Genomic DNA, 23,758 nt, shown 5'->3' with positions numbered 1-23,758 from the left:
TTATTTTCTATAGGAAGCTTTGAGGTAAATACTTTCGCAGTGATGACAAAACTTTAAAGATCAAATAATTGAACAGGCCAAAGATGGTAAAAATGCTGTACTGGTCCATTTCCTAATCCAACACTATTATCTTTAGCTGCTTGAATTGCGTTAAATAAATAAGTTTTTGCAATATCACATGCCTTTATTAAATCAATTTTTTGAGCGAGGCAGGCTGTAATTGCTGCTGAAAGTGTACAGCCAGTACCATGAGTATTAGAGGTATTGATTCTCGGGCTTAAGAACCAATGAGGCTTGCCATGAGCTCCTATGAGTAAGTCATTTGAATTTTTTGAGTTTAAATGCCCACCTTTTAACAAAACATTTTGAGGTCCAAACGCTAATAATTTTTGTCCTACTGATAACATATCATCTTCCGATTGGGCATTAAGTCCAGTAAATGTAGCTGCTTCAGGGATATTGGGAGTGATTAAGGTTGCCAGAGGCATTAGTAAGGTGAGCAAAGCATCAATAGCTTCAGGTAATAATAAAGGATCACCACTTTTAGCAAGAGTTACAGGATCAATAATAATAGGGATATCCTTTGCATTGCTTTTAAGGAATGCAGCAACTAATTGAATAATTTCACTATTAAGTAACATACCGATTTTGATGCTGTCAGGTCTAATATCATCAAATAGGGCATTTAATTGATCTTCAATACTTTGAAGTGGCAGAGTATAACAATTTCTTACACCGCATGTATTTTGTATGGGAAGCGCTGTAAGCACAGTCATACCATAGCAGCCCAAGGCAGAAAATGTTTTAAGATCAGCTTGAATCCCTGCGCCACCGGAACCATCAAATCCTGCAATTGATAAAGCTTTGTATCGCATGTCACTTACCAAGCTGCAATTTTTTCTTGGGGTCGCAAAGAGCACTCTTCAGAAATGGAGCCATCGTTACATACAACAAAGCCAGTAGTATTGTAAGTGGTGACTACACCTCCTTTCCATAAGCAGCAACCTCTAAACAGTTGCAAATCCATTACAGCATGGGGAGTACAATAACAGGCGGAATAAAAACCATTTTTACAAACAAGTCGTCCGGCAGATGAGTCACAGTAGCTGACACCACCCATTTGGCTGCAGCAACCAGATACATATCCAGACTGGGCACCTGATTGAGAATATGTAGGTGAGGTAAGTAAACAAAATAGACTGGCATAAAATAAATTTTTAAATGATAGCATCTGATTTTCTCTTATTATTTTTTTAATTTTAGGATAGCATATTGGTTTAAAAATTATTAGATACAACCAAAATTATCTCCAGGAAATTGGGGTAAAGTTTTAAGAAATAACTGGTTGCCAGACCTGCTAAAAGACCAAATAAATGGGCTTCCCAGGATACCCCTTCTTTTTTAGGAAAAATTCCAAAAAATATACCTGCAAAATAGTAAAGGCTAATCACACCTAAAATTAAGGCTGTTAATGTGCCATTTTGATAGATATTACTAACTAAAAGCCCCCAATAACCAGTAATTAAGCCACTTGCACCAACATGTAAACCTGGTTTGGCGAAACACCAAATAGCAATACCACTTAATAAAGTAATCATCAAGCTCACAAAAAGGAAGTAGTTTAGCCCGTTTATTAGAATGAAATTACTTAAAACCACCAAAGGAATGGAGTTAAAAAATATATGATTGAAATCTGCATGCAATAGAGGTGCAAAAAGAATACCAGGCAATCCACGAATACGCCTGGGAATAATTCCCAATAATAAAATTTTTCTGTAAATAAAGCTGCTTATCAAAAAGAAACACCAGGGAATTAAAAGGATAATAGCCAGGATTGAACTATTATTTTGTGTTTGGATGATAATTAACTCAAGACTATTATTTAATTCTTCAAACATATATTACTCTTGTATTTGTGTAATCGCACAAGTTAGATTTCCTACCGCTAAGCGGACATTTATTGCATCGCCTATGTGTACCTGTCTGCTCGAAAGCAGTACTTTATTTTTTTTTGTTGCAATCGCGTATCCTCTATCGAGAGTCGCTAAGGGGCTTACTGCGTGCAAAGTAGATAATTGAGTGCTTAATTGATATTTAAGTTGATTTAATTTAGCTTGCATGAGTTGAATTAATTGTGTCGAAAGTTGTTGTAAATTAATTTGAATTTGAGAGATTTGTATTTTTGGATTTCTTGCTTTTAGATTAATTGCAAACAGATGTAGCTGATGTTTTTTTTGTTTGATGATGGAATTCATATGCGACACAAGCTGTCTTTCTAAATAATCTGTTGTTTGCCAGTAGTGAGAAATGGCTTTTTGTGGTGATGAAATTTTATCCATTAAATGGTGGAGTTTAATTTGATATTTTTGCAAAAATCGATGCATCGCATCCTGTAAACGAGCCAGTGCATGATTTAATAATTTGAATAACTCATGACAATCAGGAGTTGCTGCAATAGCAGCAGCTGTTGGAGTTTCCGCTCTATAATCAGCTACAAAGTCAGCAATGGTAAAATCAGTTTCGTGCCCGACTCCAGTTATAATGGGGATCGAGCTGCTTGCGATTTGACGTGCTAGCCCTTCATCATTAAATGCCCATAAATCCTCAATACTTCCACCACCACGAGCAAGAAGAAGTACATCACTACGTTTATCTTCATTCGCACGTTGTAATGCTTGAATTAACTGTTGTGCTGCTCCAGCTCCCTGAACTTCGCTAGGGTATATTAATACGTGGGCTAATGGAAATCGTCGCGCAAGTGTCGATAAAATATCACGAATTGCTGCGCCTGTAGTAGATGTGACTACACCGATAGTACGAGGCATAGTGGGGATAGGGCGTTTGTTTATCGAGGCAAATAATCCTTCGGCAGCCAATTTATTTTTTAATTCTTCAAAACGTTGATACAGTGCTCCTAGACCGGCTTCAGTAACTTGCTCTACGATTAATTGATAATCGCCTCGTGCTTCGTACAAACTTAATCTTCCACCCGCAATGATGTGCTGACCATCAGATAATTTATTAGTAGCTGTACTGTGACGGTTTTTAAAATAGACGCAGCGAATTTGCGCTACATCGTCCTTTAAAGTAAAATAGTAATGTCCGGATACTGGTTTACTTAGATTTGAAAGTTCCCCTTCAACGTAAACTATTCCTAATTCATTTTCAAGATAACTTTTTACCTGGCGGTTGAGTTGAGCTACTGTGAGTATCGCAATTTGTGTTTTCATAACCTAAAGTGGTTCCATAGTGATAGTAAAAAATGAGACAAGTTAAAAAATACAGGTATTAGTTTTGTGATACAGGAACTTTTTTTATCTTATATCAAATGTGTTTTATATTATCAAAATTAAGCAGCAAAATTTATAATTGTTTTCAGAACAAACGAGTATCTTGGCAATTATTATAAGAATAAGCTATCATTCTTGTCCTAAAAAATATGAATAAAAAACAAAATGAACTCTGTACAAAATAGAAAATTAAATTTTTTTATATCTTTTTGGTTCTCTCTCGTGGCAATGAGTTTAGCTGGATGTGTTGACTTATCTGGTGGCAGGGCCTCGGTTAAAAAGCCTATACCCAAGGCATCTTCTCAAGTTGCCTTGGATAAATCTACCAAACACAACGCAAAAAACACAGTGAAGTTAGGCGCATCCCAACCTTACAAAGGTGAGGTACACACAATGCTGGGGGGGCTGGGATTGTTTAGTACAGGAATGAGAACACTTAGTAACACTGTAGAGGATGAGTGTAACATCAGAGCCCCGAGTGACATGTGGTATAATGCAGGTAATGTCACACGTAAAATAGTCTCTTATTATCAAACACATAAAGTGCATAGACCCATTATTCTTGTAGGTCATTCTTTAGGTGCAAATGAGCAAATCAAGGTTGCTCGTAATCTAAATAAAGTTGGTATTCCTGTTGATTTATTAGTTACAGTTGATGCAGTGTCACAAACGATTGTTCCTCCCAATGTGAAGTATGCAATGAATTTTTATAAACCTAGTTTTGTACCTATGTTTAGTGGCCTAAAACTTAAGGCAGTTGATCCTGCAAAAACTCGTATTGATAATATCAATGTGACTACGGTAAAAGGAATAAAAGTGAATCATTTCACTATTGATAAAGATCCTATTGTACAAGCCATGATAATGAAAGAAGTGAAAAAGGTGTTAAGTAATGCAAATAAAGCAAATGGATAAAGACCATTCTCCTCGTGTCTGTGTTATAGGAGCAGGTCCAAGTGGCCTTGCTGCTATTAAAAATTTGCAAGAACAGGGTGTAAAAAATATCACCGTTTTTGAAAAAAATAATCAAATAGGTGGTAACTGGATTTATGATGAGGAAAATGAACATTCCAGTATTTATGAAACAACACATATTATCAGCTCAAAACGTTGGTCTGAGTTTGAAGATTTTCCAATGCCTCATCATTATCCAGATTATCCTTCTCACCGGTTGGTTTTAGATTATTTTCAAAGCTATGCAGAGCATTTTAATTTAATTAAGTACATTCGTTTTAATACCCAAGTTTTAAATGCAGTTCCAATTAATCACAATCAATGGAAGATAGTTTTTGAAAACGAGCAGGGTACTGGCGAGGAGTATTTCGATTATTTATTAGTTGCAAATGGACATCATTGGGATCCTGTTTTGCCAGAATATCCCGGCGAATTTTCTGGCCAGATACTTCACTCCCATCAATATAAAAAGGCTTCCGTTTTTAAAGGGCAGCGTGTTTTAGTGGTAGGAGGGGGGAATTCCGCTTGTGATATTGCGGTCGAAATAGCAAGGATTTCACCTAAGACGTGTATCAGTATGCGTAGAGGATATCATATTTTCCCAAAATTTGTATTTGGAAAACCTACTGATGATGCTGTGGCAAAAATCCGATGGATGCCTTCTTGGTTGAGACAAAAAATTTTGAGTTTTTTTGCCCGTATTCTCCAAGGTCGCTATGCAAAGTATAAATTAATGAAACCGGATTGCGGTCCCTTGGAAATTCATCCAACTATTAATACAGAGCTTCTTTATTTTATTCGCCACGGAGAAATATTTCCCCGCCCAGGCATGACTCATTTTGAGGGTAAGCGAGTATATTTTACTGATGGCAAATCCGAGGAATTCGATACCATTATTTTTGCTACAGGCTATAAAATAAGTTTTCCTTTCCTTGATAAGGTAGTGGCTGATTTTAGTAATTCCACTAAGATCCCGCTCTATCGAAAAATGATACATCCTAATTTTGATACACTTTATTTTATTGGTTTATGTCAACCACAAGGATGTATTTGGCCATTGGCTGATTATCAATCAAAAATTGCAGCACGGATTATTATGGGTACACTGGAACGACCCGGAAACCTACATGAAAAAATAGAACTTGAAATGAATAGACCTCATTACCGGTTTAAATCACATATTCGACATGCATTGGAAGTTGACTATCATAAATTCCGAAGAGAGTTATTGGAAATGTTAGGTTCATCATAGGGAATGTATCAGCTGCATATTACTTGTCTGCTAGATATCGCACTATGAGCGATATCTAGTTTTTCTTGCTCATAGTCAAGCTTGAGACTGCCGTTTCATAAGCGCACCCATTAATTTTTCAATATTAGTTACATAGGGAGGGTCTTGCAAAATCATAGCCTTAGTTCGTTCCTCACAATATCCTTTAACCTCTTTATCTGGAAAAATATAGAATTTTTTTTGCTCTACTTCCTGCACTATATGATCGGCTATATCTATAGCAGGACGTGAGTGAGACAATAGTGATTTTAGAATTCCCTTGAATTGTGAAGGAGTATGTTCGTCGTGAGATAGCAGTGCTGTATCTGTAAATGAAGGAAATACAACGGAAATATTTACTGGCTTTTCCATACGCTTTAGATCAAAATACAAAGATTCAGACAACGCTAAAACGGCATGCTTAGACATGGAATAAGTAGTGGTCTGCGAACCGGTGCAAAGTGCATATAAACTGGCTATATTGATGATATGCGAATGAAACACTTGCTCAAATAAGAAAGGAGCAAATGCTTGGATTATATAAATCATCCCATGTAAATTTACATCCATTACCTTTTGAATTTGTTCTGGACATAAATCCCAAATAGGGGCTAATTGCCCTATAATACCTGCATTATTATAAATCCAATCGATACGGCCCAATTTGGACTGAACGTGTTGAGCCAGTTGAGCGACTTCGTTTGGATGAGTTATATCACAAGAAACTTCTAAAATTTTTTCTGGAAATAACGCCGATAATCGTGTGGCTTCATTTTTAAGTTTAACACTATCTTTATCTACCATAACTACAAAGTTTTCGCGTTGTAAATGGATTTGGGTTAATGCTAATCCAATTCCACTTGCAGCACCGGTGATAACAGCTACTTTCATTTTATTTCCTTTGCTATAATTATTTATAATATTAAACAAAATAAAGGATCTATTTTGAAGAATGGCGATGAAATACCACAGCCTGATGAGCTTCCTAGTGTGCCAGATGAGTATCCTGACAATCCAGAGCCTTTTGAGCCTGAAGATCCTGGATTGCCTGAACCTGAGCCAGTAGAACCTACAGAGCCTGATTTAGAATAGTAATTTGCATCGTACAGGTTGCATCCCCGAATCATCATGCTATGAATGCCCTGCATGTGGCTTAGACGATATTTTTTTGGTGCATCCTGCATGAAAATGATACTTTGGAGGCCATTATATATTTGATGAATGCTATATTGTATATAGGTCATTGTAATCCAATATGTATTAAATTCATCGTCAAAGCCCAACCGTATCTCTACTGACATTCATTTAAGAATCTATTTTTACTCCTACATCCCTAAATTGATTTTCAGGATCTTGAGATCACTCACCACGAAAGAAGCTGTAGAGCGTCGATTTAGGGTAGGGTAACCTCGAACATACGATTCTCTCGTTTAGTGAGATATTGTTTTACTCCTTTTAACAAAAATAGTAATTGGAGTGGGGGAGTTGGATTTATCAATAAACATAAAATGTCACACAAATAACTCTTCCCAAATACATTATATTCCCTCGATAAGTTGATCTAATGCTTTACCTATGTCTTTAGCCCTCATTAAGCTTTCTCCAACAAGAAATGTGTTTATGCCATGAGACTGCATCAAACGAATATCTGCATGGGTATTAATCCCGCTTTCAGTAATGGTTATTCTATCTTTGGGAATGTAGTGTTTTAAATCAATACTCAACTGTATATTGGTATGAAACGTATGAAGACTTCGGTTATTGACTCCTATTAATGGAGTAGGTAAACGTAAAGCACGTTCGAGTTCTTCTTGAGTATGGCTTTCTACAAGGACGGCCATACCAAGCTCCTGAGCCAATTGGCAAAACTCAATTAACTGAGCATCATCAAGTAAAGCGACAATAAGTAAAATACAGTCAGCACCCAAAGCTAAGCTTTCATATATTTGATAGGTATCAAGAATAAAATCTTTACGCAATACTGGCAAGTTACAATGCATTTTCGCTTGAGCTAAATAATCTGGATGACCTTGGAAAAAGTCGATATCAGTAAGTACTGAAAGACACCGTGCTCCATGTAGCGCATATATTTTTGTGATTTCTACTACATTAAAATCTTCTCGAATGATCCCTTTACTGGGGGACGCTCGTTTAATTTCTGCGATAATAGCTGGTGATTCTTGAGCTTGTAAAGCACCACAAAAATTTCTTTGCTCCATTAATGGTTGTTGTTTTAATGAATCTAAAGGCCTTTTTTTCTTGGCCAAACTAATTTCTTCTAATTTTTTGTGAGTAATACGCTGTAGTACACTATTCATGATTTGATTCTTTATTTAAAGTTTGAGTTAATTGGCGGAGTCGTGTAAAGCATTGCTTCGCTTTGCCGCTATCTATGGCGAGTTTAGCGTGTTCTAATGCTTGTTCAAAAGATAATTCATTCCCAGCACAATAAATGGCGGCCGCCGAGTTTAAGAGTACTATATCTCGTGGAGCTCCTAATTTTCCGGAAAATACCGCTTGGATATAGTCTAAACTTTGCTCAGGTGAATCAATAATGATTTCATTTAATGAATGATGATTGATCCCATAATCTGTAGGATTAAGAATCCAGTGATTAAATCTTCCTTCTCGATATTCAACGATATTTGTAGGGGCAGCGATACTAATTTCATCCAAGCCATCCTGGGAACTAACTACTAATGCCCTTTCGCTCCCTAAACGAGCAAGAACAGAAGCTAAGGGCTTTTGCCAAAATCCTGAAAAAACCCCTACTACTTGCTTTTTTACTCGAGCAGGGTTAATTAATGGGCCGAGTAAGTTAAATAAAGTTCTAATTCCTAATTGTTGACGTGCTGCTCGAGCATATTGCATCGCAGGATGGTAATGAGGGGCAAATAAAAATGCTAATCCACATTGGTTCATGCACATTTGCATTTGTTCATCTGTAAGATTGAGTTCAAATCCTGCTTTTTCTAATAAATCGGCGCTTCCACTACGACTGGAGACTGAGCGATTACCATGTTTAGCGACAGGAAATCCCGCACTTGCGACGACAAAACTACAAGCAGTGGATACATTAAACGTGTTTTTTCCGTCTCCACCAGTGCCTACTATGTCAATTAAATTTGTACCTAATTCAATATGGTGCGCTAATTGTTGCATTACTTCTGCTGCAGCAATTAACTCATCAGTAGTTTCAACTTTCATACGCATGAGCGCTAAAAAAGTAGCAATCTGGACATCGCTATATTCACCAGACATACAAGCATGAAGAACATCGTGAACTTGTTCAGTGCTTAAATTCTTTTTTGCGATTAGCTGTTCAAATAGAAGATTATGTTTCATATGTTAAAAAATTTTCTAATAGTTTTAGACCATGCTGGCTTAATATTGCTTCTGGATGGAATTGTAGACCAAAAATGGGATATTGACGATGTGAAATTGCCATAATGGTATTATCTGCCCATGCATCAATGGAGAAACAATCTGGCAGACTGTCCTTATCAACCGCTAGGGAATGATAACGAGTTGCTTTGAATTGATTCGGGATATTTGTAAATATCTTTTGTTGATTATGTATAATGGTCGATGTTTTTCCATGCATTATTTCAGGAGCGGATATAATTTTACCGCCAAAAACCTCTGCAATGCATTGATGCCCAAGGCAAATTCCTAATATTGGGATATCTTGATAAAAATTATAAATTACTTCCATTGAAATACCGGCATCCTTGGGGGCTTTGGGTCCAGGAGAAATCACTAAGTAGCCTGGTTTAAGCTTCCTTATTTGCGACAAAGTAATTTGATCATGGGTGAAAACAATCACCTCTTGGTTTAAGCATTGAAAATATTGTACTAGATTGTAAGTAAATGAGTCGTAATTATCGATGATGAGTAACATATTAAATTAAAATTTGGTATAAGAATCGTATTTTAAAGTAGTCGCTTTATATATCCGAATTGTGTTGCGCTACACCCCGAATTTTCTTTCAGTCCGTGAGATCCAACTATAGTATGGAGCAAGAGCATCTTTTGTTTCAATTTTGTGAACAATTCTCGAAAACCAACTGCTGGCCTTTAATGAGCAAGATTTTCTTAGGGTTATTCACCTACATTTCATTTATAGAGTAAAGTCATCACCTAAATAAACAGCCCTTACTTGTTGGTTAGCCAATATAATATCAGGTGTTCCTTCACACAATATTTTTCCTTGGCTAACAATATAGGCGCGTTCACAGATATCTAATGTTTCTCTAACATTATGATCAGTGATGAGTACCCCAATGCCTTTATTACATAAATGTTGAATAATTTTTTTGATATCAATTACTGAAATGGGATCAACTCCAGCAAAAGGCTCATCAAGTAAAATAAAAGAAGGCTCTATGGCTAAAGCTCTAGCAATTTCAACCCGTCGCCGCTCTCCTCCTGATAAAGACATACCTAGACTTTTGTCTAGATGGGAAATATGAAACTCTTGAAGCAAGAGGTCAAGCTTTTCTTGTCGAGCTTGTTCACTTAAATCAGCTCTTAATTCTAATATAGCCATAATATTTTCAGCAACAGTAAGCTTACGGAATACAGAAGCCTCTTGGGGAAGGTAGCTGATTCCTAATCGGGCTCGTTGATGCATGGCACTTGATGTAATATCCTTTTCAGACAAGAAAATTTTCCCTTCATCACATGCTTGTAGTCCTACTATCATATAAAAGCAAGTCGTTTTTCCTGCACCATTGGGTCCTAGCAAACCAACACATTCGCCTTTGTTTATGTGAAGGGTAACTCCATCAACCACTGTGCGTGATTTAAACGATTTTTTGAGGTTTTGTGCTTCTAGAATACTCATGATGGTTTCTTTTCTGGATGATAAATAATCATTATTCTTTTGCTGCCATCGCCCTGAGATAAAACATGTTGCTTTTCAGTATCATAACTTATTTTGGTTGCAGAGAATGAGTTATTCCCTTGTTCAACTCGAGCATTTCCTATTAATTCAATTAAATGACGTAAGGGATAATAACGTATGGTATCAGCATATGCATGCAGTGGGGGTTTCTTTGGATCCGTCGTTGTCCAATAATGAGCTTGTTGTCCAGGAGCCCCACTTGCGATGGCTACAACAAGTTGATTCTTTTCATTACCTAAAGTGATAGCTTTTGTTGCCCGTAGATTCGTTGTCCCTTGTATGAGTTCAACATTACCCGTATAAATACCTTTATGTTGTTGTTGGCTCAAATCTGCTGAGTCGGCCATTACATGCATGACTTTTTCTTTATCTTCTGACAATGCATATGAAGAACAAGCAAATGTTAAAAAAAACCATAAGCAGAACCACAATTTAAAATACTGATGTGACGCACTGTATCTAACCATTTGCTGGAACATAACTTCCTCGGGCTCGATGAAGTAACTCTACTCGTTTTTCATCCAGATAAGCATTCATTCCAGTAGATTGAACGATGTTACCTGATTGTTCATAAGTTACTAAAACATTGGAAATTGCTTTCTTTTCTTTTGGGAAGTAGGTGACTTCCTCTGTTTTTAAGGTACTTTCCTGGGATTTATTACCTTTATTTTGATGTACAATCACGTTACCAAGGAACGTAACTTGTTTCCCTCCATCAATCGATTTGCCTTTTTCTGAACGAATATCCCAAGGTGCTTGTTCGTCCTCGCTTACAATAATATGAGGATTTTCAAATAAATAAACATTACCTTTTTGAATATGTTGCAAGAGGGGTGCGGTTAATAAATTGGCTAGGGTACCTTTTTGATTAAACTGACGCACTGTTACGTGAGAGATTGTCGTATCTACTGAATTTGCCAAAGTTTCATGATCCAGGCGAATTAATGTTGTAGAATGGCTGTAATACCAGCCTGAACAAGCTAGAAGAATTAATGTAAAAAAAAGCCACATAAATTGTTTTGCTGCGTTCATTGTTTTAAATAACCTGATATGGCTAAATCCATTTTGCCCTGTGCATTAAGAATAAAGTCGCATAATTCACGTACAGCCCCACGACCGCCTGGTAAACTAGTTTGCCACATGGCAATTTCTTTAGCTAAATAAGTTGCATCGGCAACAGCAACACTAAGACCTACTTGTTGCATAATTGGTATGTCTGGAATATCGTCACCTATGTAAGCGAATTGTTCATCTTTAAGGCTTAAGGCTATTTTGAGTTGATTGTAAGCTTCTGTTTTATCTATTTTATCTTTGTAATAATGAAAAATACCTAGTTGTTGCATGCGATGATCAACTAACGGATTATGAGAGCCAGTGATAACAGCGACTTCAATGCCGATTGCCATAAGTAATTTTAAGCCAACGCCATCATGAATATGAAATGTTTTCTGCTCATTACAATGAGTATCAATATATAAAAAACCATCGGTGAGTACACCATCGAGATCACAGATGAGGCATTTTATATTTTTCGCTTTTTCTATTAACTGGATCATTAAAAAATACCTGCTTTTAACAAATCATGAAGATGAATCACGGCAGCAGGCCTTGTTTCTTCATCAATTACAATCAGTGATGTTATACTGTATTTTTGCATCATAGCTAAGGCTTCAGCAGCAAGCATTCCCTTGTAAATAGTGCGTGCATTACGCGTCATTACTTCTTTAATTGGAGTAGTGTTAATATCGTATTGATGTGTTAAAGTCCGTCGAATGTCCCCATCCGTATAGATACCAGTAAGGTATCCTTTATTATCAATAACACAAGTCATACCTAGTTTTTTTTCGGTTACTTCGATAAGCGCTTCACTAACAGTTGCATTTTCATGAACAAGCGGCAACTGTTCCCCTTGGTGACAGAGCTCGTCAATACGTAATAAAAGCCGTTTGCCCAAAGAGCCTCCCGGATGAGATAAAGCAAAATCCTCTTCACTGAACCCTCGAGCCTGCAACAGCGCAATAGCTAGTGCATCCCCCATCACCAGTGCCACTGTGGTGCTTGTTGTGGGGGCCAGCCCAAGCGGACATGCCTCTTGTTTAATACCGACATCTAAATTAACGTCTGATGCTTTTGCTAAAGCAGATTCAGGATTACCAGTTAAGGTGATAAGAGGTATTTCCAAGCGCTTTAATAAAGGAAGTAAGGTAACCAACTCTGCGGTATTGCCTGAGTGGGAGATGGCGATTACTGTGTCTTGCCGAGTAATCATTCCCAGATCACCATGGCTTGCCTCACCTGGGTGCATAAAAAAAGAAGGACTGCCTGTACTTGATAAAGTAGCAGCAATTTTATTGGCTATATGTCCTGATTTCCCCATGCCAGTTACAACGATCCGTCCTTTACAGGCAAGCAGTAATTCACAGGCCTTTTCAAATCGGTTATCAATTCTTTGGGTTAATTCAAAGACGGCTTGTGCTTCAGTCTCAATAACGGCAAGCCCTAATTTACAAAAATTCATAAGCTTATTTATTGTTTTTTTGTCTAATTTTGATTCTATCAAAAAAACATTTGAATAAATAGAATTAAATAGCTCATTTTTTTTTGTGATCCAGTATATACTCCTACTTTTGGCTAAACTGGAAAAATAGAGAATGCCTGAAAATTGGGTTGAAATAAAGAATTTAATTTTTACTCGTGAAAAGCGTCGCATCTTCGATGGCATTAATATGAAAGTTAAACGAGGTAATATTACCGCGATTATGGGGCCGAGTGGTTCTGGAAAGACGACCTTATTGCAGCTCATTGGTGCACAGTTGAAGCCCGATAGTGGTGTTATTCATGTAAATGACCAAAATATGCACCAATTGCCTCGCAAAGCTCTATATGAAGCAAGGCGTAATATGGGGCTTCTTTTTCAAAGCTCTGCTTTATTTACCCATCTATCAGTATTTGATAATGTTGCTTTTCCTTTACGGGAACACACGCAATTAAATGCATCCATGTTACGAAATATTGTATTAATGAAACTTGAGGCTGTTGGCCTACGTGGAGCTGTTGATTTAATGCCGGCCCAGTTGTCTGGCGGAATGGCAAGACGTGTTGCTTTAGCACGCACAATTGCTTTGGACCCAGAGCTTATGATGTACGATGAGCCTTTTACTGGACAAGATCCTATTTCACTGGGTGTTCTGGTTCGGCTCATTAAAAGACTAAATGAATTGCTGCATACGACAACCATCATTGTTTCTCATGATGTAGAAGAAACGTGTTCTATTGCTGATTATATCTACCTTATATTTGGTGGAAAAATTATAGGAGAAGGAACCCCACAGGAGTTATTAAAATCTACCGAACCTCAGGTGAAGCAATTTATGCATGGGGAAGCAGATGGAGTAGTGCGTTTTCATTATCCTGCCAGACCTTATACAGAGGAGCTATTAGATGTTTGAGTTCATAACGCGTATAGGCAGCCGTGGTTCGCGAATCTTACAAGACTTAGGTAGCTCTGGTATATTTTTATTTCTCATGTTATTCAGGAAACCAGATATTTCTAAGCTATGGTCTTTGGTACGTTATCAAATTTATTTTGTTGGTGTATTATCTTGCTTGATTATTATTGTTTCTGCGTTATTTATCGGTATGGTAGTTGGTTTACAAGGCTACAATACTTTGCAAAAATTTGGTGCATCAAGCCAGTTAGGCCAGTTATTAGCTTTAAGTATCTCAAGAGAGCTTGGACCAGTAATAAGCGCCTTGTTGTTTGCAGGTCGAGCAGGTTCCGCCTTAACTGCTGAAATTGGCTTAATGAAAGCAACAGAACAGTTATCCAGTATGGATATGATGGGTGTTGACCCTTTAGGCAGAGTTATTTATCCTCGATTTTTAGCTGGTTTTATTGCTTTACCTCTTTTAGCATTAATTTTTTCAGCTGTAGCCGTCTTTGGAGGGTATTTTATCGGAGTACATTGGTTAGGGGTAGATGCAGGAAGCTTTTGGTCTAATATGCAGGCAGCAGTTGATTTTCGTATTGATGTACTCAGTGGTATTATTAAAAGCTTGGTTTTTGCTTTTGTTGTAACCTGGATCTCAGTATTCCAGGGGTTTGAATGTGTGCCTACTGCAGAGGGTATTAGCCAGGCGACGACTAAAACAGTGGTTTATTCTTCGCTTGCAGTATTAGGACTTGATTTTTTGTTGACTGCAATGATGATTGGAGACTGGTAAATGAATAAGCAACGTTACGTAGATTTTAGTGTTGGCCTGTTTATGTTGCTTGGTGTGTTAGCCTTATTGGTTATGACCATGAAAGTGAGTAATTTCTCGAATTTCATGTCTCAAGACCATTATCAGGTAACTGCAGGTTTTACTGATATTGGCGGATTGAAAGTTCGGGCACCTGTTACAGTGGCCGGGGTTAAAATTGGAGAAGTAACCCATATCGAATTGCAGCCTGGTGAATTGAATGCAAAAGTAACAATGCGCTTGCGAAGTGATAAAAAGATACCTTATGAAGATACTTCAGCACGAATTTTGACTGAGGGGTTGCTTGGCTCAAATTATATTAGTATTGTACCGGGCTTTGAAGACGAAGAGAGTAAAGATCATCCTTATTTGCGAAATGGAGATGTGATCGATAAAACTCAAGAAGCAATAATTTTAGAAAATTTAATAGGCCAATTACTTTTTAATATTAAAAAATAAGGGTTAAAAAAATGAGAATAATAAAAACCATCTTATTCGTAATAGGTGTGATTGTATCTCCATTAATCAGTGCTGCACAAAACTCTCCTATCCCTATGTTAGAGGAGACTGCTAATAATATTATTGCAACTCTTAAAGAAAATAAGTCCAGTTTGAAGAGCAACCCAAATATTATCTATAAAGCTGTGGAAACACATTTACTGCCTATTGTTGATGTGGTAGGAATGTCTCGTTCTGTTTTGGGGAGGCAAGCATGGACTAAGGCGACAAATTCACAAAGAGCACAATTCTCTAAAGCATTTACTCGTCTGGTTATTCGTACTTACTCTAGTCCATTAGCACAATATGCTGACGAAAGTGTGCAGTTTTTACCTCTAAGAGGTTCTTTAAATTCCAGATTTATACGGGTTAACAGTATCATTGTTCGAACAGAGGGCCAAAACATTCCTTTGTCTTATAGCCTTGTTGATAAAAATGGCCAATGGAAGATTTATGACATCAGTGTTGAGGGTGTTAGTTTGTTGCAAAGCTTCAGATCGCAATTTGCTCAAGCTTTACAAAACTCAAGCATTGATGATTTGATTAAATTGATGGAAAAGAAACAGCTTAAAAGGGCTTCTTAATTGTGAATAAAGTTGATTTTAAACCTGATGTAGATTTGACATTTAAATCAGTAGTCGAGGTACGGGCAAAGCTCTATCAAACTTTGATGGATGATAAAACCAACCTATTTACTCTTGACTTAAGTAGTGTCAAGCATTGTGATAGTGCAGGTTTAGCATTGCTGATTGAAGCAAGAAAGCTATGCAAAAAAAGTAATAAAGCTTTCGAAGTGATTGGGATGCCTGCTGAAACACAAGCTTTGGCAGAATTTTGTGGTGTAAAGAGTATTTTACAAGCAGTATAATACGTTTTGATGACGCATGTAGCCTGGGTGGGGGCCTTAGCCGCAACCTGGGTTTTCTTTTTATCAGGAGAATAGAACTGGGTTGTATGTAACTTTTCGGTAATCTGCAGATGTAGGAATGACATTTTTCCCTCGATTCATTGAGAATTTACGGTTGAGCTACCTGGCAGTTTGTATTTATTTCAATTTGTGAGCTAATTTTAATGTTGAAGAACGAAGAAATTGAACAGCAGTTTAAAGCCATTGATGATGTTTTTTACGTTAAAGTGGATGGGGATGGTTATCACTATCAAATAACCATAGTAAGTGATATCTTTTTAAATAAACCCAAAGTAGCCAGACAACAGTGGGTCTATGCGCAACTAAAAGAACTGATTACCACTGGTAAGCTTCATGCAATTAACATGAAGACGTGGACAAAAGAAGAATGGGGGGGGCAACATGGATAAATTATTAATTAATGGCGGTAAGGCATTACATGGTGAGGTGGTTATTTCTGGGGCGAAAAATGCAGCTTTGCCAATAATGGCAGCGAGCTTGCTTGCAAGAGATCATGTAACGATTTCAAATGTGCCTCATCTTAAAGACATTACAACAATGATGGAATTATTAGGTCAATTAGGCGCTCATTTAATTGTTGATGAAAAAATGAATGTCCAAGTTGATGCCAGTCAAGTGAATGAATTTGTTGCTCCTTATGATTTGGTTAAAACAATGCGGGCCTCTATTTTGGTGTTGGGGCCTCTGCTAGCACGTTTTGGTAAAGCAGATGTATCATTGCCGGGAGGGTGTGCTATTGGAACCCGACCTGTCGATTTGCATTTGAAAGCGTTAAAAGCAATGGGAGCCGATATCACGGTCAAAAATGGTTATATTAACGCTCAATGTAGACGTGGTCGTTTGCAAGGTAAACGCATTATGTTTGATACGGTTACAGTAACAGGTACCGAAAACATATTAATGGCCGCAACACTTGCTGAGGGAACTACGGTTATTAAAAATGCGGCACGTGAACCTGAAGTAGTTGATTTAGCTCACTTTTTAACTCAAATGGGCGCTAAGATCTCAGGCGCTGGGACTTCAATTATTGAGATTGAAGGTGTCTCAGATCTTTCGGGTGGAGTATATTCTGTAATGCCTGATAGAATTGAAGCAGGTACTTATCTGGCCGCTGGAGCATTGACTCGAGGACATGTTACGGTCAAGAGAGTTCGTCCTGATACTTTATTATCCCAACTGTGTAAATTTGAGGAGGCAGGGGCTGAATTGTCGATTGGTGAGGATTGGGTAAGTCTTAATATGAATAACCAACGCCCTCAAGCAGTGAATATTTCTACAGCGCCTTACCCTGCTTTTGCCACAGACATGCAAGCTCAATTTATGGCAATGAATTCTATAGCAAATGGATCTTCGACTATAGTCGAAACAATATTTGAAAATCGTTTTATGCATGTACAAGAGTTACAACGTATGGGCGCTCAGATTCAGCTGAATGGTAATACCGCAATAATTAATGGTGTTGAGAAGTTAACTGGTGCGCCAGTAATGGCAACAGATCTCCGTGCTTCAGCCAGCTTGATTTTAGCGGGCTTAGTTGCTGATGGCGAGACTACGGTTGAGCGTATTTATCATGTAGACAGAGGCTATGAACGTATAGAAGAAAAGTTATCTTTACTAGGTGCTGATATTAAGCGAGTTTCTGACCGGTGATTACTCGAGAAGAACTTGCATTATACCTGCAGCAATTATTGAGTTGTGAGCGTTATAATGATTATGCACCTAACGGAATACAAGTTGAGGGCAAATTACAGATTAACCGTATTTGCACTGCAGTGACTGCTTCCGCTGATGCGATTTCACAAGCTGTCTTATGGGGTGCAGATGCTCTTTTAGTTCATCACGGATATTTTTGGCGTGGGGAAGCGCCAGTAATTACTGGAATGAAACGGCATCGAATTAACATGCTTTTGCGAAATGATATAAATCTGTTTGCGTATCACTTACCTTTGGATTGTCATTCTGAATATGGAAATAATGCTTGTCTGGCGAAACTGTTTGAAGTCGATTTGATTCATATGCACCGTGCAGGCAATACAGATAATTTACTGTGGTCAGGTAAACTATCGCAAACAATGAGTTATACCGATTTTTCAGAGTTTCTAGCAAGAAAATTGCAACATACCCCATTACATATTGTAGGTAGTGAAAAACCTATCACATATATTGCCTGGTGTAGTGGGGGAGCCCAAGATTTTATAGAAAATGCATATCAATTGGGTGTGGATGCTTTTCTTAGTGGAGAAATCTCGGAACGAACCTATTATCAGGCAAAGGAATTAGGCATTCATTATTACTCTTGTGGGCACCATGCAACAGAGCGATATGGAATCCAGGCTTTAGGGAATCATCTAGCATCTCAATTTGAGCTTGAACATTTATTTATTGATAGTGAGAATCCTATTTAACCCTTGTTCAATTTTTATCTCGAGCTGAAGTTCAGAATACATTAAGGCTTGTTGACCATTCATCCAAATAAAAATCTTTATTTGCTTAGAGTGAAAATAGATGTGCTACATTTAATACATCAATGGTGATTAAGCTGTATACTACATACTTGTGCCATGTAGTCCCATCAGCTAACATGAGTAAATAGTCACTAAAGGATTGTTTTTAATGATTAAATTTAGATTTTTTTTGTTTTTTGTTTTTATATTTTGTTCCCTACACGGCTATTCAAACATGGCTGAAAAGCAAAATAAGGCTTTTCGGAGTTTTTGGCATCCTACTTACTTAGGTGAGCGTTTAGATTATTGTACTGTTGATGGTAAAAAATGTGGCAAAATAGTAGCTGACCGTTATTGTCAAATGCTAGGTTATAATTATGCGAGTAAAAATGAAATCGCTTATAATATTGGTTTAACACACTACATCTCAACTAGCTCAATCTGTAAAGGTTGGCGCTGCAATGGTTTTATGACCATTGCTTGCGTCACTGATTTATCGCATACCCCACCAAAATCCTATCATTATCGACAAAAGCGCTTTGCTGATCCCCGTTATAATGCTTATCGAGTAGATTGGTGTTATGAGAAAAAGCATGGTTGTGGTATGCGTGCTGCAAATTCTTTTTGTAATCGAATGGGTTTCATACGGGCTAAATCCTTTGTTAAAGAAACCCAAGTAGGCGCTACTAAAACAATAGGAAGTGAGGAGTTATGTTTTGGTAATCTATGTAATGCGTTTAAAACGATAGTGTGTTATCGATAATTTAATTATTGATTGTTTCCTACTATATTAATTATAAGAGAAAGAGAGAGGATTTAAAAGTAAGCTTAGGATAAGTGTATGAGTATTAGTGACAAAGTTTATATCATTGATAATAACCAAAGTCGTGGTGAAAAATTACGCACTATACTTGACTTTATCGGTGAATTAACTGAAGTTAGCATTTATGGAAAATGGCAGGTATTTGCTGAGTCGAATCCAGATGTAATTGTTCTTGGTGCCAGCGAATCACTTGAGGAAACTCTGCATGAACTAGATGCTTTAGTAAATAAATTTCTAAAAACTCCAATCATAGTTATTGGCCAGCAATTAAATGATACACAATGTATTTTGCGAAATGTCGTCTCCTGCCAACCCTTTCCATTTAGTTATGTGCAAATAATGGAAGCATTACACCAATGTAAAATTGCCCAAGAAACAGTAAAGTCTATAACTATCGGTAGTCATAGAAATCCAATATTTCGAAGCTTGGTTGGGAATAGCACAAGTATTCGCACTGTACGCAGGCTAATAGAACAAGTAGCAGATACGGAAGCCAGTGTCTTGGTTCTAGGAGAGTCAGGGACAGGAAAAGAAGTAGTAGCACGCAATATACATGCATTTTCATCAAGAGCAAACAAGCCCTTTATACCCATTAATTGTGGCGCTATTCCTGGGGAGCTCCTTGAAAGTGAGTTATTTGGTCATGAAAAAGGTGCGTTTACAGGTGCTATTACTACGAGGCAAGGAAGATTTGAGTTAGCAAATAGCGGTACTTTATTTCTAGATGAAATAGGTGATATGCCTTTACCCATGCAAGTTAAATTGTTGCGTGTATTGCAAGAGCGCTGTTTTGAACGGGTTGGCTCTAATAAGAGTATTGATGTGAATGTAAGAATTATAGCCGCAACTCATAGAAACTTGGAAGAAGCTATCAAAGAAGGAAAATTTAGAGAAGATTTATTTTATAGGCTGAATGTTTTTCCTATTGAAATGCCGCCATTAAGAGAAAGGGCGGAAGATATTCCACTTATATTTAACGAACTGATTGCACGTATTGAAAGTGAAAACAGACCAATTGTTCATCTAATGCCAGATGCAATGGCGGCTTTGTCAGAGTACAGTTGGCCTGGTAATATCAGAGAACTGGCCAATTTAGTGGAGCGATTGACAATTTTGTATCCTAAAGGTATTTTGAATAAAGAAGATCTACCACAAAAGATACGTAGTGAATATAAAACCTATTTTGATTCAGACACGCCCGAGTCTGAACGAGAAGCTTTATTGCGGGTAATAAGCCAAGGAACGGTATCAAGTTCGGAAGGCATCGATTTAAAGGAGCATCTAGTCAAAACTGAGTTAGCCCTTATTAGTCAGGCATTAAATGAATCTGATTGGGTAGTTTCTCATGCTGCAAATTATCTGAATATGCGGCGTACCACGTTAGTAGAAAAAATGAGAAAATATGGCCTTACTCGACCTGAGTGAGTTTGCAAACCTGACTCATTATGTCTGATCCATGGATATGTGAAAGCGTGCCATCCTTCTTTATCACAGACACCAACTTAAACAAATTTTACCGATATGATTTGCGGAAAGCGACGATATCTCTTTAGACGAAAATTATATCTATACTATATTCGTAAGTTTGACAACATTGTTTGAGCTCATAATCATTTATGAGATGATAGAAGAGTAAGGTATTAGTAGTTTGTGTAATATTTGTATAGCCTGGATAAACAAATAAATCCAGGCTTAACCAGGCATTACCTTGCAAAGCAACCCAGCGATAAGATGTTTAATTAGAAATAATATAATTTATTATTTTTGACTATCATCCTTTATTGGTGTCTCGACAGCCTTTTCTTCTGGTTTAGGTGTTTCTTCTTGAACCGGTTTACTTTCAGTTTTTGCTTCTTCTTTAGTAGGGGGAGTCTTTACTTGTTCACTTTCTCCTTCTTGCTGTGATCTATTTTCTTTATAAGATTGGACAATCTCCCCTACACTTTTTTTGATGTCCGTATATAATTTGCTTGTCATTGAAGCTAATTCCTTGAGATCAGGTAATTTTGATTTAAAGTCACTCATAACTCACTCCACTCTATAATATAAGTTAATTATATACCATTATCCTAATTTCATCAGTTCAATCAATTACTGTGTTAATTTCCTGAATTTTAAAAACTTTGTAATCGTTGCTTATCCCCAAGGATGCATGAGTCGCATTACTGGTTTAAGGAGTTTATTTGCCAGAAATGTTTTTGGGGGCACAGTAAGTTTAAATGCTTTATAGGATGAGATTTTCTCTAAGAGATAATCATCACTTGTACATAACTTATCAATGAGTTTTAGATCAAAAGCATCCTTTGCCAACCAATGCTCACCAGTTGATACTTTATCAATATCCAATTGATCACGATTAGCAGCGACGTAATTTCTAAATGCTGCATGTATCTTTTCTAAGTCATCCTGAGCTTTTTCTCTGCCTTTTTCCGTGTTTTCTCCGAAAAGCGTTAATGTTCGCTTGTATTCCCCGGCTGTTAATAGTTCTACATCGATATCATGTTTTTTAAGCCAACGATGAAAATTGGGTATTTGTGCCACAACCCCTATAGACCCAATAATTGCAAAAGGAGCCGCAATAACTTGATTTGCAACGCAGGCCATGAGATAACCACCGCTTGCTGCCATTTTATCAATACTTACGGTCAGAGGAATATTTCTATCGCGTATACGTTGTAATTGTGAAGCAGCTAGGCCATAACTATTCACTATACCACCTGGGCTATCCAATCGAACTAGAACTTCATCTCGAGGTGTTGCAGTACAAAGTAGCGCATTAATTTCTTCACGAAGTTGCTCTACTTGTGATGCCTTGATATCTCCATGAAAATCAATAACATATAAAGTAGGTTGCTCTTCATTTTTATGCTTTTTTTTCTTTGGGATTTTTTTACCAAGAATCTCTTTATTCATCATGGATGCAATGTGATCATAATGTTCATTCAAAGAGGTGATTTCTAACTTATGTTTCGGTTTGCGGCTAATAGAAAAAAAACCAGCGAACACTACCAAAATTGCAATAACTATAGTTATAGACTTTAAAAGGAACATACCATATTGACTCAAAAATTCCATTATTAACCCTTCAAATGAAACAAAAGCAAATTATGTCGTTCAATGGGATAGTTCGCAAGTGTATAATTTACTTTATAATCTAAAAACTTCACTCTCCGAGGAGTTATGAGCACAAACCATACATATTTTGCTCAAAACGTGGATCTATAATATCATGGGATGTCGGATGACAAATCAGGATGTGTTTTTGCAATTTAAAATAACTACAATAGTATTGTGTTAACTATTCTTCAAAGGATCTGAAATTATTTGCCTGACAGTACTTGGTGCCGGGAACTTTTGATAAATTTTTATTAGCAGATTTTGTTGGGTTTACTACATCGATCATGAAAGACCTTCCGAATCAGTCAAGTCATTAATCAAATAAAAAGAGACTTACTTTTACTAGGACTTTAGGATGTAAATACAAGCACTCGTATTGTTATTAATTGAACCTAATGAGGAAATAGTGATCACAAAAATGCATAATTTTGATAAAAAAAAAGCTGGTCATCGATACTATATCGGTGTTGATCTAAATAATAGTCCCGAAGATCTTGCTCCGGATGACCGCGCGAGTTTAGGTGATGATATTTATCAACATCTGGATGGTTTGTCTATTAGCGGATTAAAACCAACAGAACGAAGCAAATGGCATATGACAATTGGTTGGTTAGAAAATAAATACTCTGAAGACACTCCGATTGCAGATGAAACATATGAAAAAATATTACCTTATATTGCTCACATAATTACTCAATTTCAGAGTTTAGAATTAGAGATAATAGGTTTTTCTGCCAATTGGACAAAAACAGCGGTTCATGCTGATTTTGAAGAGAAAACAGGGCAGTTAGAAATCCTACGAAAAGAGATAAAGCTAATAGTTGAAAAAGTAGCTCCTGAAGTAGAATTTAAAACGGCATGGCCTCATGCGCTTGTCGCATATATTTCAAACCCACCTATAGATATCACACAAATTACTCCTATTGATACAGGTAAAACTTATCAAATATCCAATATGAGTTTTATGTATTATGATGAACAAACCAATAAGAATATTATTACTGATCGTTTTGTAACTATGCTCATTTTTAAATCAACCCCGATGTTCTTGGGGCGATTTTTTCAATCTGAAATGGCAAGGATGGGGGGCTCACCTCCACAGAAATTAGAAAAGAATGAAGAAGGACATGGTAACTCTCTTGAACATGGCAGTTAACCCTGTTCGAAAGGAAGGATTTGAACAATTTAAATAGGTAGATGAACCCTTCCTAATTACATCCATTTACAGTTTCTTATAGTAAACGTGGGTTCGATGTTGAATTCATAGAGAAACAAATATTCATAAT

29 protein-coding genes are annotated in these 23,758 nt (G+C 37.0%); 14 read left to right on the top strand and 15 right to left on the bottom strand.

Annotation, left to right across the window (positions count from 1 at the left end; all coding sequences use genetic code 11):
* Nucleotides 1-53: 53 nt before the first annotated feature.
* Genes thiD through xseA form a run of 4 tightly spaced genes read right to left on the bottom strand, consistent with a single transcriptional unit; the run spans nt 54 to nt 3,230 of the window.
* Nucleotides 54-875, bottom strand: coding sequence for a bifunctional hydroxymethylpyrimidine kinase/phosphomethylpyrimidine kinase (gene thiD, locus EKG34_RS15750; protein WP_003636716.1), 822 nt, complete (start codon nt 873-875; stop codon nt 54-56).
* 5 nt (nt 876-880) lie between these two features.
* Nucleotides 881-1,231, bottom strand: coding sequence for a hypothetical protein (locus tag EKG34_RS15745; RefSeq protein WP_003636717.1), 351 nt, complete (start codon nt 1,229-1,231; stop codon nt 881-883).
* 46 nt (nt 1,232-1,277) lie between these two features.
* Complete coding sequence (locus EKG34_RS15740; protein WP_003636718.1) at nt 1,278-1,898, bottom strand: rhomboid family intramembrane serine protease; 621 nt, start codon at nt 1,896-1,898, stop codon at nt 1,278-1,280.
* 3 nt (nt 1,899-1,901) lie between these two features.
* Nucleotides 1,902-3,230: an exodeoxyribonuclease VII large subunit gene (xseA, locus tag EKG34_RS15735; RefSeq protein ID WP_003636719.1), complete on the bottom strand. Its 1,329-nt coding sequence runs from the start codon at nt 3,228-3,230 to the stop codon at nt 1,902-1,904.
* Between the two features lie 225 nt (nt 3,231-3,455).
* Between xseA and EKG34_RS15730 the strand changes: the two genes are divergently transcribed.
* Nucleotides 3,456-4,205: a hypothetical protein gene (locus tag EKG34_RS15730; protein WP_003636720.1), complete on the top strand. Its 750-nt coding sequence runs from the start codon at nt 3,456-3,458 to the stop codon at nt 4,203-4,205.
* Nucleotides 4,183-5,496 carry a flavin-containing monooxygenase gene (locus EKG34_RS15725; protein ID WP_003636721.1) on the top strand — a complete coding sequence of 438 codons (1,314 nt, stop codon included), beginning with the start codon at nt 4,183-4,185 and terminating at the stop codon, nt 5,494-5,496. Before EKG34_RS15730 ends, EKG34_RS15725 begins: the two co-directional genes overlap by 23 nt.
* Before the next feature lie 75 nt (nt 5,497-5,571).
* Here EKG34_RS15725 and EKG34_RS15720 read toward each other — a convergent pair whose 3' ends face one another.
* Nucleotides 5,572-6,405, bottom strand: a complete 834-nt coding sequence (locus EKG34_RS15720; protein ID WP_003636722.1) for an SDR family NAD(P)-dependent oxidoreductase — start codon at nt 6,403-6,405, stop codon at nt 5,572-5,574.
* Nucleotides 6,406-6,459: 54 nt separating this feature from the next.
* On the opposite strand from EKG34_RS15720, the gene EKG34_RS18310 reads away from it, so the two are divergent.
* Nucleotides 6,460-6,606 carry a hypothetical protein gene (locus EKG34_RS18310; RefSeq protein ID WP_003636723.1) on the top strand — a complete coding sequence of 49 codons (147 nt, stop codon included), beginning with the start codon at nt 6,460-6,462 and terminating at the stop codon, nt 6,604-6,606.
* Nucleotides 6,607-7,052: 446 nt separating this feature from the next.
* Here the strand turns inward: EKG34_RS18310 and trpC are convergent, their stop codons facing one another.
* The 8 genes from trpC to EKG34_RS15680 form a co-directional block, all read right to left on the bottom strand.
* Nucleotides 7,053-7,832, bottom strand: a complete 780-nt coding sequence (gene trpC, locus EKG34_RS15715) for an indole-3-glycerol phosphate synthase TrpC (protein WP_003636724.1) — start codon at nt 7,830-7,832, stop codon at nt 7,053-7,055.
* Nucleotides 7,825-8,859, bottom strand: coding sequence for an anthranilate phosphoribosyltransferase (trpD, locus tag EKG34_RS15710; protein WP_003636725.1), 1,035 nt, complete (start codon nt 8,857-8,859; stop codon nt 7,825-7,827). The genes trpC and trpD overlap by 8 nt, the downstream gene beginning before the upstream one ends.
* The gene (locus EKG34_RS15705) at nt 8,849-9,415 is read right to left on the bottom strand and encodes an aminodeoxychorismate/anthranilate synthase component II (protein WP_003636726.1); all 567 of its coding nucleotides are present in this window, start codon (nt 9,413-9,415) and stop codon (nt 8,849-8,851) included. The genes trpD and EKG34_RS15705 overlap by 11 nt, the downstream gene beginning before the upstream one ends.
* Nucleotides 9,416-9,634: 219 nt before the next feature.
* Complete coding sequence (gene lptB, locus EKG34_RS15700; protein WP_003636730.1) at nt 9,635-10,360, bottom strand: LPS export ABC transporter ATP-binding protein; 726 nt, start codon at nt 10,358-10,360, stop codon at nt 9,635-9,637.
* The gene (lptA, locus tag EKG34_RS15695) at nt 10,357-10,899 is read right to left on the bottom strand and encodes a lipopolysaccharide transport periplasmic protein LptA (protein WP_003636733.1); all 543 of its coding nucleotides are present in this window, start codon (nt 10,897-10,899) and stop codon (nt 10,357-10,359) included. The genes lptB and lptA overlap by 4 nt, the downstream gene beginning before the upstream one ends.
* Complete coding sequence (gene lptC / locus EKG34_RS15690; RefSeq protein WP_003636734.1) at nt 10,880-11,452, bottom strand: LPS export ABC transporter periplasmic protein LptC; 573 nt, start codon at nt 11,450-11,452, stop codon at nt 10,880-10,882. Before lptC ends, lptA begins: the two co-directional genes overlap by 20 nt.
* Nucleotides 11,449-11,976, bottom strand: coding sequence for a KdsC family phosphatase (locus tag EKG34_RS15685; RefSeq protein WP_003636736.1), 528 nt, complete (start codon nt 11,974-11,976; stop codon nt 11,449-11,451). The genes lptC and EKG34_RS15685 overlap by 4 nt, the downstream gene beginning before the upstream one ends.
* Complete coding sequence (locus EKG34_RS15680; RefSeq protein WP_003636738.1) at nt 11,976-12,938, bottom strand: KpsF/GutQ family sugar-phosphate isomerase; 963 nt, start codon at nt 12,936-12,938, stop codon at nt 11,976-11,978. Before EKG34_RS15680 ends, EKG34_RS15685 begins: the two co-directional genes overlap by 1 nt.
* Nucleotides 12,939-13,071: 133 nt before the next feature.
* Here EKG34_RS15680 and EKG34_RS15675 point away from each other — a divergent pair, with 133 nt between their 5' ends.
* From EKG34_RS15675 to EKG34_RS15630, 10 genes are all read left to right on the top strand, one after another.
* A complete protein-coding gene (locus EKG34_RS15675; RefSeq protein WP_003636739.1) occupies nt 13,072-13,869 on the top strand; it encodes an ABC transporter ATP-binding protein in 798 nt (265 codons plus the stop codon).
* Nucleotides 13,862-14,644, top strand: coding sequence for a lipid asymmetry maintenance ABC transporter permease subunit MlaE (mlaE, locus tag EKG34_RS15670; RefSeq protein ID WP_003636740.1), 783 nt, complete (start codon nt 13,862-13,864; stop codon nt 14,642-14,644). Before EKG34_RS15675 ends, mlaE begins: the two co-directional genes overlap by 8 nt.
* Nucleotides 14,645-15,121 (top strand): outer membrane lipid asymmetry maintenance protein MlaD, encoded by a 477-nt coding sequence (mlaD, locus tag EKG34_RS15665; protein ID WP_003636741.1) that lies wholly within the window; start codon nt 14,645-14,647, stop codon nt 15,119-15,121.
* An 11-nt stretch (nt 15,122-15,132) separates the two neighbouring features.
* Nucleotides 15,133-15,744, top strand: coding sequence for an MlaC/ttg2D family ABC transporter substrate-binding protein (locus EKG34_RS15660; RefSeq protein ID WP_003636743.1), 612 nt, complete (start codon nt 15,133-15,135; stop codon nt 15,742-15,744).
* Nucleotides 15,745-15,746: 2 nt separating this feature from the next.
* On the top strand, nt 15,747-16,028 hold the full coding sequence (locus EKG34_RS15655) for an STAS domain-containing protein (protein WP_003636745.1): 282 nt from the start codon (nt 15,747-15,749) through the stop codon (nt 16,026-16,028).
* Nucleotides 16,029-16,231: 203 nt separating this feature from the next.
* Nucleotides 16,232-16,477, top strand: a complete 246-nt coding sequence (locus EKG34_RS15650; protein WP_003636747.1) for a BolA family protein — start codon at nt 16,232-16,234, stop codon at nt 16,475-16,477.
* Nucleotides 16,470-17,738, top strand: a complete 1,269-nt coding sequence (gene murA, locus EKG34_RS15645) for a UDP-N-acetylglucosamine 1-carboxyvinyltransferase (RefSeq protein WP_003636749.1) — start codon at nt 16,470-16,472, stop codon at nt 17,736-17,738. Before EKG34_RS15650 ends, murA begins: the two co-directional genes overlap by 8 nt.
* Nucleotides 17,735-18,493, top strand: a complete 759-nt coding sequence (locus tag EKG34_RS15640) for a Nif3-like dinuclear metal center hexameric protein (protein WP_003636750.1) — start codon at nt 17,735-17,737, stop codon at nt 18,491-18,493. Before murA ends, EKG34_RS15640 begins: the two co-directional genes overlap by 4 nt.
* A 208-nt stretch (nt 18,494-18,701) precedes the next feature.
* A complete protein-coding gene (locus EKG34_RS15635) occupies nt 18,702-19,295 on the top strand; it encodes a hypothetical protein (protein WP_012979233.1) in 594 nt (197 codons plus the stop codon).
* Between the two features lie 78 nt (nt 19,296-19,373).
* A complete protein-coding gene (locus EKG34_RS15630) occupies nt 19,374-20,780 on the top strand; it encodes a sigma-54 interaction domain-containing protein (RefSeq protein WP_003636753.1) in 1,407 nt (468 codons plus the stop codon).
* A 333-nt stretch (nt 20,781-21,113) separates the two neighbouring features.
* Here EKG34_RS15630 and EKG34_RS15625 read toward each other — a convergent pair whose 3' ends face one another.
* A complete protein-coding gene (locus EKG34_RS15625; RefSeq protein ID WP_003636755.1) occupies nt 21,114-21,380 on the bottom strand; it encodes a hypothetical protein in 267 nt (88 codons plus the stop codon).
* A 111-nt stretch (nt 21,381-21,491) separates the two neighbouring features.
* Nucleotides 21,492-22,430, bottom strand: coding sequence for a protease SohB (gene sohB, locus EKG34_RS15620; RefSeq protein ID WP_003636757.1), 939 nt, complete (start codon nt 22,428-22,430; stop codon nt 21,492-21,494).
* Nucleotides 22,431-22,890: 460 nt separating this feature from the next.
* Between sohB and EKG34_RS15615 the strand changes: the two genes are divergently transcribed.
* Entirely contained in the window at nt 22,891-23,628 is a 738-nt protein-coding gene (locus EKG34_RS15615; protein WP_125461266.1) for a hypothetical protein, read from the top strand.
* Nucleotides 23,629-23,758 lie beyond the last annotated feature (130 nt).

Source organism: Legionella longbeachae (genome assembly GCF_004283175.1).
Lineage (GTDB): Bacteria > Pseudomonadota > Gammaproteobacteria > Legionellales > Legionellaceae > Legionella > Legionella longbeachae.
This window is presented reverse-complemented; position numbering and strand designations above follow the sequence as displayed.